The sequence below is a fragment of the Jeotgalibacillus soli genome, from assembly GCF_000829435.1.
Taxonomy (GTDB): domain Bacteria; phylum Bacillota; class Bacilli; order Bacillales; family Jeotgalibacillaceae; genus Jeotgalibacillus; species Jeotgalibacillus soli.
In genome coordinates this window covers 349,416-363,053 of record NZ_JXRP01000009.1, presented here as the reverse complement: position 1 = coordinate 363,053, position 13,638 = coordinate 349,416, and the positions used below count along the sequence as shown (strand labels likewise).

The following is a 13,638-nucleotide window of genomic DNA, read 5'->3' as shown; positions in this document are numbered from 1 at the left end:
TTGTTCAGAACCGATAACTTTTCTATATTATGTAAATCATGATGCTCCCTAAATTATCTTAATTGATTTGAAAATCCCCCCTCTCAAGCCGGTTAATTCGAGAGGTATAGAGTTTTTTTGACATCGTGACATATTTCTTCCAAGGTTTAAAACCAAGCTTTTCATAAAATGGTACAAGTTCTGTCCAATCAATCACAATATGATCCATCTTTCTCTTCATTAGCTCATTAGCAGCGGACTTTACAAGGTCTAGCCCAACTTGCTGCCCCCGTATTTCAGGTGAAATCCCGAGTGGACCAATCCCACCAAGTGAACCTTTCAAGAGCGGTGACCAATAGATATTTTGAGGGATGATGGAAAACTTCCCATCATTTATACGGCAAAAGCCTTTAAGCTGACCATCCTTGAACAATCCAATAAAATCTCTTCCATTTCCCGTCGCTTGGACGTAGGCTTCTGCTTCGTAATGCCAGCGGCCTGGAAACACCGTTTTCAGAAAAGCAAGGAGACTGATAAGATCATTCTCTGTTAAAACACGAAATTCCAACTGTTCGTTTTTTTCGTTATGCAGCTTATATAAAGATTGATTGAAAACATTTTTTGTGAGATCTGTTACAATCGTTTCTTGCTGGTATCCTTTATGTTCAAACCAGCTGATTGTATTTTTATCATTTGCAGGAACGCCTGGGAAATAATGATAGACATCTCTCCCCAGCTGGATTTCATTGATATCCTTTTTCTTTAATTCAGCTTCAGCATACAATAGCAGCTCAGAGCCTATCATTTCATTTCGATGATGTTTATCAACAAGCAATGCCTGAATCCAAGCGATAGTAGAATTCATCTCAGCACTTAGTGGATCCTTTAAAAGCTTTGCTGCAACAAAGCCGACTAATTCATCTTTTTGAAATGCGCCCAGAGAGGCATCTTGGAGTAGGTTAATTTCATGGCTTGTGTTTTGTTCCCATAATGCTTCACGCATAGGGAAAGACTCACCCAAATTACTATTCCATAAAGAAACCACAACATTTACTGGAATCTTATGTAATGGACGAAACTCCATTCGACCCCTCCATTCAAATGAATACCTAAACAAAATCCAATGATCAGCATAAAAAAAGAGAACTAGCTGCATGTGAAATTAATTATCAAAAAACATATTATATTCTGATTATAGTTTTTTAAAAAAAAATATCAATACTTTATTAAAGTTTTGTAAATTTATTTTTAATTCCGAATCAGGCATTTTGATTTTATTATAAAAAAAGAGGCCCGCCTGATGCTAATCTGGGATTGATTATCATCAGGCGGGCCATTTCGTTTTTCTAAATCCAGTCATTTACCAGCAAAACAGTTTAAAGCTATTCACAGTCATAAAATGGACCATAGCTCTACACTTCTTTCATCTGCTATCACATGCCATGAATATGTATAATCCTCATAACATGATCAAATAAATAGTATTTTCCCAATCTATCATGAATCTTGAAAACCATCGTAAGATATACAAGCAAGAAAAATAGAAGCCTTTCCTGTACTTGGCTCAACTACAAGGGAAGACCCAGCGTATGCGCTCATTATGGGAAATAGAAATTATCGAAATTCATGAATTTTTTGAGGAATGGTTTCAAGGTACCCTGCCAGACACCCCGGAAGTATTTGAAAGATTAGAAGGCATCTTACATAGCGGCTGACTCCAAGCGGTCATCACGTTGACCGCGGCAATATGATTCGGGCGATGCGGAGACAATACGGCCGGCACGATTATGTAAGGTTTACAATTGATGAAATGGAGAGGCATCATGAAGATGAAAAGATGGTTGTCGTAACGTTTAAAGAGCATCACGATGATGGAGAAAATATTACACATTGTTTTTCAAGCACCGTTTTAATCAAATCCCCTTTTCAGCCGAACGGTTTGGAGTGGCTTCACGTTCACAAAACTAGGACATCCATGTAAAAAGCATCGACTACCTCGTTATTAAAAGGGAGCCGATGCTTTTTCTGCATATATTTTCTTTAGTGCTTCTGCAACGCCATGCTCATCATTTCGCAGTGTAATTTCATCTGCAATATGCTGAATCTCGGGACGCGCATTTCCCATGGCCACACGTTTGCCTGCAATAGCCATCATTGAAAAATCATTCATACTGTCGCCAATCGCCATCGTTTCATGCAACGGTATATTGAAGTTGGATGCAAGCCTTGTTAACGCATGTCCTTTTGAAGCCTGGCTATGCTCGAGCTCAAAGTTATGATGAGCGGACGTAACTAACGTTAAATCATCTCTTCCTTTAAATTTCTCCCAACCTTTATTCAGCTTTTCCTGATGAAAAGAAAATGCGAGAATATTAAAGATATCGATGGAAGCTGGCTCCAGTTCCTTCGGAGAAGAGATAAATGAGAAACCGGATTGGCTGTATTGCTTGGCTGCCGCTTCTTCAAGGGTTGCTCGATCAACATCTTCATTCGCACTTTTCACTCGGTCCATTTCAATTTCCAGAAGCTCACGTCCCTTTTGAGGCGTGTAAATGGCTTCATTACTGAAGACTTCGTAATAATAACCTTCCTCTTCCAGCCACGCAATCGCCTGAAGAGCCGTCTCTTTATCAATTGGCACCGAGGAAAACAGCTTGCCGTCCGGGCTGTGGATTGTTGCACCATTTGCTGCAATAATCCACGTTGAAATCTCTGTATCCTTAAAAATTTCCTGCACATCAAAATGTGCTCTCCCTGTTGCAATTACAACTTCTATTCCAGCTTTTTGCGCTTGCTTAATCGCTGTTTTGTTTTCATCACTAATTTCATTCTGGCTATTTAAAAGCGTTCCATCCAAATCAATGGCAATTAATTTAATCATCTATTTCGTCCTCCTCCGTAACGATCAGTTCTACATTGTATGCTGATAACATTTCAATAAAAGAATCTGGGGGAATTTGATCGGTGATCAGCATATCCACATCCTTTAGCGTGGCGAATTGAAAAAAATCGGTTACACCAAATTTGGAATGGTCGGCCAGTACAATGACCTGCTCCGCCTGTTTCATCATTTGCTGTTTCACAATACCGTCCTCAACATGGGCTATCGTCAATCCGTTTTCCGAAATCCCAACCACCCCGATAAATGCTTTCTCTACATGGTAATGAGACAAGCGTTCAACGACAGAAGCCCCGTAAAGAAAACGATGCTCCTTCTCAAGCTCTCCTCCCATTAAATGAATGCGGAGAGTCGAATGCTGCGAAAGGATATCAGCCTGGTTGATTGAATTTGTGATGACCGTACATTCAACCACATCCAAAAATTCAGCTGCAGCCTGAACCGTCGTTGATGCATCAAGGATCACACGTTCCCCCTTCGAAATAAGAGAAGCTGCTTTTTGACCAATTTTCTTCTTTTCTTCCGACACCGTTGTCAAACGGTACTGATAATTTTTAACTTCATGCCTCTTTGAAGATAAAATGGCTCCTCCTCTTGTTCGAATGATTGCTCTTTGCTCCTCAAGCTTTACAAGATCACGTCTGGCAGTATCGCGCGACACATCAAACAATGAGCATATTTCATCGATGGAAATTCGTTTATGCAAAGAGAGATGCTCAACAATTTGCCGTAAGCGCTCGTCTTGGTACATCGTTTTAGGATTACCTCCTTAAAAGCTGTCTATTTTGCATAAATTAAGTAAAATAAATCATATTTTTAATTATTTTAAGTTTTTTCATTAAAAAATGCAAGTAGATATCTATTTATAGTTATATTAAATCCATTATTGATTGTTGCACGGTGTTGAAAGGTGCGGAAGACGCGATACTTCTGCGGGATGAAGCGAGACAAGTGAGAACCCACAGGTGCGGCTGAGATCTGCAAGGTTCACCGCCCCGCAGAAAGCGAACGCCTGAAGTGAAAATCAACAGGCAAAGAAGTTAAATTGGTATAGACAACTATACATTAAGGTGATACGCTAGTTTACAGAATTTATTAAAATAAAAGGGGTGGAAATGATGCTGAATTTTTTACAAAAGATCGGTAAATCACTAATGTTTCCGATTGCCACGCTACCAGCTGCTGCTTTGCTTGTACGTATAGGGTATGAAGATATGCTGGACATACCATTTATGACTGCCGCCGGGAACGGAATTTTAAGCAATCTTGCCTTAATTTTTGCAATTGGTATTGCGATGGGCTTTGCACATGATAATAGCGGAGCTGCGGCCATGTCTGGAGCGATTGGCTATTTAGTGCTAACAAGTGGAATTACAGCTATTAATGATTCCATTAGTATGGGTGTTTTTGCGGGAATCATTGCAGGGGTTGTAGCAGGACTTCTCTACAATCGTTTTTATGCGATTAAACTGCCGGACTGGCTTGCCTTTTTCGGGGGAAAACGATTTGTTCCTATCATTACATCGGCGGCAATGGTGCTTCTCGCTGCTCTATTCGGCTACACATGGGCACCTGTTCAAAGTGGAATAGATGCCATAGGTGAGTGGATACTTAATGCTGGTGCGATTGGCGTTGGAGCTTACGGCTTCTTTAACCGACTTCTGATTCCTGTTGGATTGCACCATGTGATCAACACAATGATCTGGTTCGATTTTGGAACCTTTATTAATGCACAAGGGGAAACTGTCAGAGGAGAAATTAACCGCTTCTTGAATGGCGATCCAAATGCAGGAGCTTTTCTTGCAGGTTTCTTCCCTGTTATGATGTTTGGTTTGCCAGCAGCCTGCTTAGCAATGTATGTTACTGCGAAAAAAGAAAGAAAAGCTGCAGTTGGCGGCTTTTTTATCAGTATTGCCCTTACCGCCTTCCTTACAGGGGTAACGGAGCCAATTGAATTCACATTTATGTTTTTGTCCCCTCTTCTTTATGTCGTCCATGCACTTTTAACAGGGGCTTCAATGATGATTGCTTTTGCCTTTGATGCAAAACATGGCTTCGGCTTTTCAGCTGGCGTGATCGATTTTATTTTAAATTACAATCTAGCGCAAAATCCGATTACGCTGATCTTCATCGGACTAGGAATGGGTGCTGTTTATTTTATCATTTTTTACTTCCTTATCATTAAGCTCGACCTGAAAACACCTGGTCGTGAAGATGAGAGTGAGCTTGCCGAAAACAATGTAAGTTCATCCGCTGCAAGCGGGGATGGCTATGATGTGAGAGCATACCATACGATTGAAGCACTCGGAGGTACAGAAAACATTCAATCAATCGACTATTGTACGACTCGTTTACGTCTGCAAGTTCAAAATGCCGATCTAGCAGATGAAAAAGCACTTAAACGGCACGGTGCACGTGGAATGATGAGAATCAGCAAAACAAATTTGCAAGTCATTATTGGGACCAATGTAGAATTCTTAGCTGATGCGATGAAAACACGCGTGCAAAACGGAAACCCTGAGCCAGCAGCCCTATCATCAGCACCAGCTGAAAAAACTGTATCCATTGCAAAACAGCTGGATGAGGACGAGTTTATGATGCCGATTGAAGGAAAAATTATTCCGCTTGATCAAGTACCTGATGAAGTGTTTGCTCAAGGAATGATGGGACAAGGCTTTGGCATTGAACCATCAGGCGATACATTTGTTTCCCCTGTAAACGGAAAAGTCATAAGCCTCTTCCCTACCAAACATGCGATTGGCATTGAAACGGACACAGGGATTGAATTATTAATTCATATTGGTCTTGATACCGTAAAGCTTGAAGGACAAGGCTTTGAAACACTTGTCAAGGAAGGACAGCTTGTTCAGCAAGGAACTCCATTAATCAAAGTTGACCTTGCCTATATTAAAGAACATGCCCCTTCCATCGTCACACCGGTTATTTTTACAAATCTTGTTCAAGAAAAAGTACATTTACTTAAAACAGACCAGCAGCCGCTTGGCCAAACTGCAATAGTTACCTTTAAATAAAGATAAATGTCACGGAGAGAATAAGCTCTCTCCCTAATCCGTTGAAAGGAGAGTGAATAATGCTGGATCATTCAATGAAGATTTCCAATGTCAAGATTATATTAGAAGATGGGATATCTTTGCAGGGAGATTTGTTTATTCAAAACGGGAAAATACAAGAAATTGCTGAAAAGCTGGAGCAAAAGGCCGACCTCGTACTCGACGGCACCGGAAAAAACTGGACGCTTGTACCCGGCTTTATTGATCTTCATATTCACGGTGCTGCAGGACATGATGTGATGGATGCAACCAAAGAAGCATTGGCTGGAATGGCTCAGACTCTTCCAAAAGAAGGGACAACAAGCTTTCTTGCCACCACTATCACCCAATCCAAAGAAGCCATCACGAAAGCATTGATGATGGCGGGTCATTATATGAACGAACAGCCAGATCATGGGCAGGCTGAAATACTCGGCATACACCTTGAAGGTCCTTTTATTTCAAGCAAAAAAGCCGGAGCTCAGCCTCTAGAGCATATTATTGCACCAAATGCCGTACTTTTCGATCAATGGCAAAAAGCGAGTGGTGAAAAGATAAGACTTGTAACGGCTGCTCCCGAAACAGACGGTGGACAAGCCTTTTTCAAATACGCAGCAGATCAGCATGTCGTCGCTTCGATCGGTCATTCAAACGCGACAAGTGCTGAAGTGAAAGAAGCGATTAATCAAGGCGCCCGTCATATCACTCATCTCTTCAACCAAATGAGCGGGCTTCATCATCGTGAGCCAGGCGTGGTTGGGGCTGCATTTTTACACAATGAACTGATAATTGAAATGATTGTTGATTTCGTTCATATCCATCCAGAAGCAGTAAAGCTTGCGTATTCAATAAAAGGAGCGGACCGAACCATCCTTATAACAGATGCGATGCGGGCAAAAGGACTTCCTGACGGTACCTATGATTTGGGCGGCCAGGAGGTGTTCGTTGCTGGTAATGAAGCAAGGCTCAAGGACGGCACGCTTGCTGGCAGTATTTTAACCTTTCAGGATGCGATTAAGAATATGAAATCACAAACGAATTTATCCATGGAAGAGCTTGTGAAAATCACTTCCTCCAATGCAGCCAAACAAATTGGTGTATATGACCGTAAAGGTAGTATTACTGTCGGCAAGGATGCTGATCTCGTTTTGCTCGATCAAAAATGGACCGTGCAGCATACCATTTGCAGAGGCAAAATCAGCTACCAAAAGGAGGAGCTTTTCCAATGAACATTATCGTAGCCGATCATTATGAAGCACTGAGCAAAGAAGCCGCCAAAATCATTGAGGAGCAGCTTCAAACAAAACTCGGTTCCGTTCTGGGTTTGGCAACTGGCAGCACTCCTCTTGGTTTATATGAGGAGTTGATTCAAGGCCACCGTGAAAGAGATGTGTCCTACAAGCATGTTCATACGTTGAATCTGGATGAATATGTTGGATTAGACAAACATCACCCTCAAAGCTATCATGTTTTCATGAACAAACGTTTGTTTAATCATATAAATATCCCTTTGAAACAGACCCATATCCCTAGTGGTGACGCCTCTTCCCTGCTAGATGAATGCAAGCGATATGAATTAGTGATTGACGAGGTCGGACCTCCGGATATACAAGTGTTGGGGATTGGTCAAAATGGACATATTGGCTTTAATGAACCTGGAAGCTCATTTGCAGGAATTACTCATATAACTGAGCTTGCCCATTCTACAAGAGAAGCAAATGCCCGTTTTTTCTCTTCCCCTGAGGACGTCCCCACTCACGCCATTACGATGGGAATCAAATCTATTTTAAAAAGCAAGCATATTTTATTGCTCGCTTCAGGTGCCAAAAAAGCAGCGGCGATCCAACGACTTCTTACAGGAGAAGCAAATGAGGCATTTCCCGCTTCCGCTTTATACGGACACCCGAATGTCACCTTAATTGTGGATAAAGAGGCATATAAAGAAATGGAATAATAAAGAAAGTTGGAAGACTCATGGTAGATAAACAATCACCGTTACCAATGTATTACCAAATCGAGGAAGACATTAAGCTTCGTATCAAGCAAGATGAATTCTCTTCAGGAGATTCCATACCATCCGAGCGTGAGCTTTCAGAAATGTATGGCGTCAGCCGCATGACTGTTCGTCAAGCCGTATTAAATTTAGTAAGCAGCGGCTTATTGTATCGTGAAAAAGGCCGAGGAACTTTTGTTGCTGAGCACAAAATTGAACAGCCTTTGTTAGGAATGACCAGCTTTACAGAGGATATGAAGGCAAGAGGAATGGAGCCTAGCAGTAAGCTTTTAAGCTTTACGACCGCTCCTTCTTCATCAGATATTGCACGCAAGCTTTCTCTGAATGAATCAGATGAGGTATACATCGTACAACGAATTAGATATGCTGATGCCAAACCAATGGCGATTGAAAAGACCTATATTCCAATTAAGCTTTTCCCAGAGTTGAATGAGGCAATCCTTCAAGGTTCTTTTTACTCCTTTGTCGAAGGAGTAAAGAAACAAACAATTGGCCGTGCAACTCAAGGAATTGAAGCGGCTAACGCAACTGAGGATGAAGCAGAGCTTTTGCATATTTCAGTTCCTTCTGCTGTATTATTGATTGAACGTCTCAGCTATTTACAAAATGGGGTTCCCTTTGAAGTCGTTCAATCCATCTACCGCGCAGATCGCTATAAATTTATTAGCAATATTTCAAGACAATAGGAGCTGAGATCTAACGTATGGAAGGATATTTAGCAAAGGTTCAAGCACTGCTTACTGAAGTCGAAATAAAAGAGACTGAAACCATTCAAAAGGTCATTGAGGAGATTTCAAACCGCATTCAGCGAGGCGGTATCGTCCAGCTTTTCGGTTGCGGCCATTCCCATCTTTTAGCAGAAGAGCCTTATTACCGTGCGGGCGGACTTGTCCCTGTAAAACCGATTGCTGTTGAGCCTCTTATGCTTCATAACGGTGCAGTACAATCATCTGTAAACGAAAAGGATCCTGATTTTAGCTCGTCCTTCCTTCACAGTCTGGATATTCGTAAAGAAGATGCTGTCATTGTGATATCCACGTCCGGCCGAAACCCGGTACCCATTGATGTAGCGCTTGCTGCCCGTAATCACAATGCCTTTGTGGTTGGTCTTCTTTCTCTTGCTTATAAAGATCAGCCTTCAAAGCATTTTTCAGGCAAACGGCTTGAGGATGTCGTAACTGTTACAGTCGATAACCACGTTCCAGTTGGTGATGCCATTCTATCCAGGGAAGGAGTCGCTCAGTCATTTGGTCCGGCTTCGTCTGTTATAGGCAGTGCGATTTTGCACACCATTTTTAGCGGGGTCATTGATACGCTTCACAAGGAAGGGGTTACTCCGCCTATTTTTCTCAGTGGAAATATTGATGGGAGCAGCCAACACAACGAAGAATTAATTCAAAAATACCGACATCGAATTGATTTTTAGTCCGGGCCGAATATGCTCGGGCTGGTTTTATGAACATTTTTAAGTACTTAATATTGGGATGTAAAGTTACAATAAAGTTGTTTAATTTTATTCTCCGAACACACAAAAAACCGTTCAAAATAGAACGGTGTAATAAATTATACGATGTATAATTTTAACCATCAATACACTTCCCCTCAAAATAAATAACAATAAAGTTGTTTAAAAAGAAAAACTTCTTCCACAATCGCCACCCGATAGTTTAAGTACATTTATTCACAAATATTCTAACTTGCCCATTCAGTTCAACAGGAAAAAAACTGCCCAAGAAGTGGTAATAGATCTTAATGTGACATTCCTGTTAGCTGAAAATACTGAAACCTTAGATGTTAAGTCTCTTATGTAATTCCTTTAAGCTATACAAACTAAATTCCCTAACATCCCTATTTTTACTTTGGGAAAGTTCATTCAATACATCCAGTAAATAATCATCTTCAATAATTCCTTTATTCTCACCTTCAGCACAGCATGATAAAAAAAGAAGTAAATTAAAATGAACTTTTGCCTTTTCGTGCTTTCTCATTTTTTCAACCATATATCGAATTAATTCGTTATTTGTTGAAAGGATTTTCACAAAAACCCGGTCTACTTCAGCTGGCTTTCCTTTTAGTATTACGTGATCAATTTTGGAGTAATAATCCTTTATTTGTTGTCGGGTTAGCGAAGTATCATCAAAAGGACCCACTTCCAGTTCTTTAATTTCTTCTACTAGGCCATTAATAAATTCTTCAAAGTCTTTCGCTAATTTTATCTCTTGGTTTGCTTCAACATCTATAAAAGTAATAATTGGATTTTTTCTGCGTCTATAATCCAAACAAATAAATGTAGGAGGTTCTGCTGAAATGATAACTAACTTTTTACTTCGTATACCCCATTCTTTACGCAAATAGATTGTGTCGATTAATCCAGAGTCTTCACCTATTCCGTATAACTCATTAACATATACGGAATTATTGGCCCAACTATTAGGGATAGTTGTAGGATAGTATTTCTTGACCAAATAGAATCCATTTCTTTTCTTCATTACGTTAATATATAATTCCGGCAAATCAACCTGTAGTTCTCGTTGAACTTTTTGAAGTGTTTCTTCATTGAGTTCACCTATAAAATTATCATCTAATTCATCATCCCATAGCTGCAATCCACACCACTCCTTTGAAATACTAATACTCAAGGCAATATTATCATCATTTTTGAATAGAAGGTATAGATTATACGAATACTGCTTCGTTTAGCCAGATTTCTAAAGCTAACCTGCTCCGTTAGTTCAATAAGCAAAAAAGCCACCTCACTGGCAGCTCTGAATCTTCAACTAACGCACCCTTTCATAAATAAAAGCGCGATTCTTTACTAAAGAATCGCGCCCGTCACTTCAATAAGAAATACGATTTTCCTTTATGTAGTAAATGCATCCTTGGTAAAAACAGCAAACGTACTTTTATTTTTTATATAAAAGCTTAAACCTTTCACAAACAACAGGAGTTTTATAATCAAAATCTATACTTATATTTTCAAATTCTTTTTTAAAGAAGGTTTCATGAACGTCACGCCAATAACTTAATGTACGGTCACCTTCCCCTTCCAGATATGCGTGTTCTTCGGTAACTTCATCAAAAGGAATCACTTCTACTTGTGTAGTCTCTGCTATTGCAACAGCTTTTCCATCACCATCAAGAATAATATTTATAAGACCAGAAAACGGTAATTCCTCTTTTTCAAGTTCATATAAAGTATAATTTGATGCAGTTGCTGTCTTTTTTCCTTCTAACACTAACTTTGCAAGCTCATCAGCCATTTCCTTTGAATCTCCAAATGACCAAGCTACATACTCTTTCGGTGCATTTGGGTTAATTACCCGATAGTCCTCCCACATTTGAACAATAGAATCATTACTCATATATTTCAACTACTTTCTATTATATAAAATTTTTAACACATGTATTGTATATCTTTGTTCAACTATCAACCGCCCCGTTAGTTTAAGTATAACTCTTCAAAATCTCACTTAATTCTAACATAAATATCCAATTCTGTTTAAAAAATTATTCCACAGTCTGGCCCTTTAATGGAGTATCGCGTCTGATATTTTTATCGACTTAATTGTAAATTAAACATCTTTATTGTCACTAAACTAAACACGGGAGAGGGAAGATACTTTTCTTTCTACTCATTTCAGGACTTCCCATAAAAAATAGCTTGGATTGTTTTCCAAGCCTATTTGCGTCTGTGTAAGACTATTCTCCTTCTCCACCCTCACTTCAACCTATCCGATGCGCGGTTATAAATGTAACAGTTCATTTTTCAAAGTGATCTATCCTGGGAATAAGGTGTAAAGTTTCGGATTTGAACCGATGACTTTTCCCCAAAGTCTACCTAAGGTGACTATTCACTTTAAAGTAGGTGCATCCGCTATATGCTAAAGCTACCTTCATAGCCCTTAAATATGTATGCAATAAATCTTCTATTCTAGAGCAAATCGACCTGCCAATTCGCTTGTTTGATTTTCGTATCTAATACTCGGTATCCCTTTGAAATATCGTCAATCTCTTTCTATAATGCACGAACATTTACAGTTGATATATTACGAATTTCAAATAAGCTATAGCGATTTTCCACACCGGATGCATTTTCGACAAGCGTTTGAAGCTTTTGTCTTTTTTGCATGAGGAGGTCTCGTTTTGCCAGCGCATCAGAAAGCATTCTGTATGGCGCAAGCTCAGATGTCGCATTCATTTTTTGGTTTTTTGCAAATAGTTTTTCAAGCTTCTCAAACAGCCGTTTCATCTCTATGAGAAGTTCCGTTGGATCCTCGGGCGGTTCATTTCCTTCCTGAAAAATTGCTGAGCGCATAAGCCGATCATCCATTTGTGCCAGTCTTTTTTGCAAATCAGCTCGTTCAAGCAATGCCTCAGCTAGTTTCATACTTTTAGCCTCCAATCCTCTATGGACTTTTTATTATAGCAAATAAGCGGAAAATTTTGTCATTATCACATTGAAAATTGGATCAAAAAGAAACTATATCCTGCTCGACAATTAAAATACGCCCAACAGCGTCACACTGTTGAGCGTATTCTATAATAATTCAAGATTTAGCAGCATCTAATTCCATAATCAGCTGTTCAAGTGCAATTATTGCGTTTACTACGTCCTGCTGTGTTACTTTTCTCGGCAAAAGATGGATCGATTCTTCCACTGCAACGGAAAGCTTAGCAATCATTTGAAGTGTCTCTTCTTCTTTTACTGACACACCGATTTCCTTAAGAGTTCTTGGCAGTCCAATTTGTCGGTAATATGTGTTTAATTGAGCGACTTCATTGGATCTTCCCTCAAGAATGAGCTGAACTAATATTCCGTATGCAACCTTGTAGCCGTGCAAATGTCCATGCGTACCGTCTGCTGCCGTTAAGCCATTATGAATCGAGTGTGCACCGGCAACTCGGCCATACACATCTCCAAAGCCGCCAACCATACCGCCCGCCATAATGATTGTTTCAGCTACTTTTGTATAGCTTGATGTAAGACACACTTCCGCAGCATCGCGAATGGCATCTTTACCTTCTTTGAACAAAACATCTCTGCAAAGCTCGGCTGCAAAAAGACAGCTGCTTAGTGCGATTGTTTTCTCCGGAAGCAGTTCCATTTGAACTCTCGCCTCGTACCATTTGGCAAGTGTGTCACCAATCCCTGCAATAAAATAGCGAAGCGGAGCCTGTATCAGGAGAGCCGTATCAACGATGACAATACTTGCTGCCTGCTTAAGCACATCAAAATGTGCAAAAGCACCCTTTTCGTCATAAACGACACTGATCGGCGTCCAGGCTGCACAAGTAGATGGGAGCGTTGGAACTAAAGCTACAGGAAGTGAAGCCTGATCACCAACCGATTTGACAAGATCAAGTACCTTGCCTCCCCCGACTGCAACGATGCAGTCAACATTCCTGTTTAATGCCTCTGATTTGATGCGGGCAATCTCTTGATCCGTATTTTCACCACCGTACTGAACAAGTTGAGTTGTCATCCCTTCAAATTTTGGCCAAAGAGGAAGGGCGGCTCGCCAGGATTTTTCACCTGTCACAATAAGAATCTTCTTCCATTCCCGCTCGTTAAGCAGGGATGGAAGATGGACAAGAGCACCCTTTTCACCAATATAGTTTTGCGGTGCTCCCCTAACCACTAAGGGAGCTTTTGTCTGCAGCTGATCCTGCTGCTTTATGTCTTGGACCACTGGACT

The 13,638-nt window shown here is 40.3% G+C and carries 13 protein-coding genes and 1 pseudogene; 7 read left to right on the top strand and 7 right to left on the bottom strand.

Translation table 11 applies throughout. The features are described from left to right. Nucleotides 1–58: 58 nt before the first annotated feature. Nucleotides 59–1,063 carry a GNAT family N-acetyltransferase gene (locus KP78_RS04770; RefSeq protein WP_041086757.1) on the bottom strand — a complete coding sequence of 335 codons (1,005 nt, stop codon included), beginning with the start codon at nucleotides 1,061–1,063 and terminating at the stop codon, nucleotides 59–61. A gap of 505 nt (nucleotides 1,064–1,568) precedes the next feature. Between KP78_RS04770 and KP78_RS20930 the strand changes: the two genes are divergently transcribed. Continuing rightward, nucleotides 1,569–1,694, top strand: coding sequence for a hypothetical protein (locus KP78_RS20930; protein WP_268747504.1), 126 nt, complete (start codon nucleotides 1,569–1,571; stop codon nucleotides 1,692–1,694). Beyond that, on the top strand, nucleotides 1,691–1,960 hold the full coding sequence (locus KP78_RS19690) for a hypothetical protein (protein WP_479691200.1): 270 nt from the start codon (nucleotides 1,691–1,693) through the stop codon (nucleotides 1,958–1,960). Before KP78_RS20930 ends, KP78_RS19690 begins: the two co-directional genes overlap by 4 nt. A 21-nt stretch (nucleotides 1,961–1,981) precedes the next feature. On the opposite strand, the gene KP78_RS04765 is transcribed toward KP78_RS19690, so the two are convergent. Then, nucleotides 1,982–2,857: a Cof-type HAD-IIB family hydrolase gene (locus tag KP78_RS04765; RefSeq protein WP_041087506.1), complete on the bottom strand. Its 876-nt coding sequence runs from the start codon at nucleotides 2,855–2,857 to the stop codon at nucleotides 1,982–1,984. After that, nucleotides 2,853–3,629 (bottom strand): DeoR/GlpR family DNA-binding transcription regulator, encoded by a 777-nt coding sequence (locus tag KP78_RS04760; RefSeq protein ID WP_041086756.1) that lies wholly within the window; start codon nucleotides 3,627–3,629, stop codon nucleotides 2,853–2,855. The genes KP78_RS04765 and KP78_RS04760 overlap by 5 nt, the downstream gene beginning before the upstream one ends. A gap of 367 nt (nucleotides 3,630–3,996) precedes the next feature. Between KP78_RS04760 and nagE the strand changes: the two genes are divergently transcribed. Genes nagE through KP78_RS04735 form a run of 5 tightly spaced genes read left to right on the top strand, consistent with a single transcriptional unit; the run spans nucleotide 3,997 to nucleotide 9,368 of the window. Continuing rightward, entirely contained in the window at nucleotides 3,997–5,910 is a 1,914-nt protein-coding gene (gene nagE / locus KP78_RS04755) for an N-acetylglucosamine-specific PTS transporter subunit IIBC (protein ID WP_041086755.1), read from the top strand. Nucleotides 5,911–5,969: 59 nt separating this feature from the next. Next, nucleotides 5,970–7,157 carry an N-acetylglucosamine-6-phosphate deacetylase gene (nagA, locus tag KP78_RS04750; protein WP_041086753.1) on the top strand — a complete coding sequence of 396 codons (1,188 nt, stop codon included), beginning with the start codon at nucleotides 5,970–5,972 and terminating at the stop codon, nucleotides 7,155–7,157. Then, complete coding sequence (gene nagB, locus KP78_RS04745; RefSeq protein WP_041086751.1) at nucleotides 7,154–7,882, top strand: glucosamine-6-phosphate deaminase; 729 nt, start codon at nucleotides 7,154–7,156, stop codon at nucleotides 7,880–7,882. Before nagA ends, nagB begins: the two co-directional genes overlap by 4 nt. Before the next feature lie 20 nt (nucleotides 7,883–7,902). Then, on the top strand, nucleotides 7,903–8,628 hold the full coding sequence (locus KP78_RS04740) for a GntR family transcriptional regulator (RefSeq protein WP_041086749.1): 726 nt from the start codon (nucleotides 7,903–7,905) through the stop codon (nucleotides 8,626–8,628). 17 nt (nucleotides 8,629–8,645) lie between these two features. Continuing rightward, nucleotides 8,646–9,368 carry an SIS domain-containing protein gene (locus KP78_RS04735; protein ID WP_052474586.1) on the top strand — a complete coding sequence of 241 codons (723 nt, stop codon included), beginning with the start codon at nucleotides 8,646–8,648 and terminating at the stop codon, nucleotides 9,366–9,368. Nucleotides 9,369–9,729: 361 nt separating this feature from the next. Here KP78_RS04735 and KP78_RS18495 read toward each other — a convergent pair whose 3' ends face one another. The 4 genes and pseudogenes from KP78_RS18495 to KP78_RS04715 all read right to left on the bottom strand — a co-directional run bounded on the left by KP78_RS18495 (nucleotide 9,730) and on the right by KP78_RS04715 (nucleotide 13,632). After that, nucleotides 9,730–10,548, bottom strand: coding sequence for an SMI1/KNR4 family protein (locus KP78_RS18495; RefSeq protein WP_052474584.1), 819 nt, complete (start codon nucleotides 10,546–10,548; stop codon nucleotides 9,730–9,732). A 297-nt stretch (nucleotides 10,549–10,845) separates the two neighbouring features. After that, nucleotides 10,846–11,304, bottom strand: coding sequence for an ASCH domain-containing protein (locus KP78_RS04725; RefSeq protein WP_041086747.1), 459 nt, complete (start codon nucleotides 11,302–11,304; stop codon nucleotides 10,846–10,848). Between the two features lie 569 nt (nucleotides 11,305–11,873). Next, nucleotides 11,874–12,329 (bottom strand): annotated as a pseudogene (locus KP78_RS04720) (DIP1984 family protein). A gap of 160 nt (nucleotides 12,330–12,489) precedes the next feature. Continuing rightward, nucleotides 12,490–13,632 carry an iron-containing alcohol dehydrogenase family protein gene (locus KP78_RS04715; protein WP_052474580.1) on the bottom strand — a complete coding sequence of 381 codons (1,143 nt, stop codon included), beginning with the start codon at nucleotides 13,630–13,632 and terminating at the stop codon, nucleotides 12,490–12,492. Between the last annotated feature and the right edge of the window lie 6 nt (nucleotides 13,633–13,638).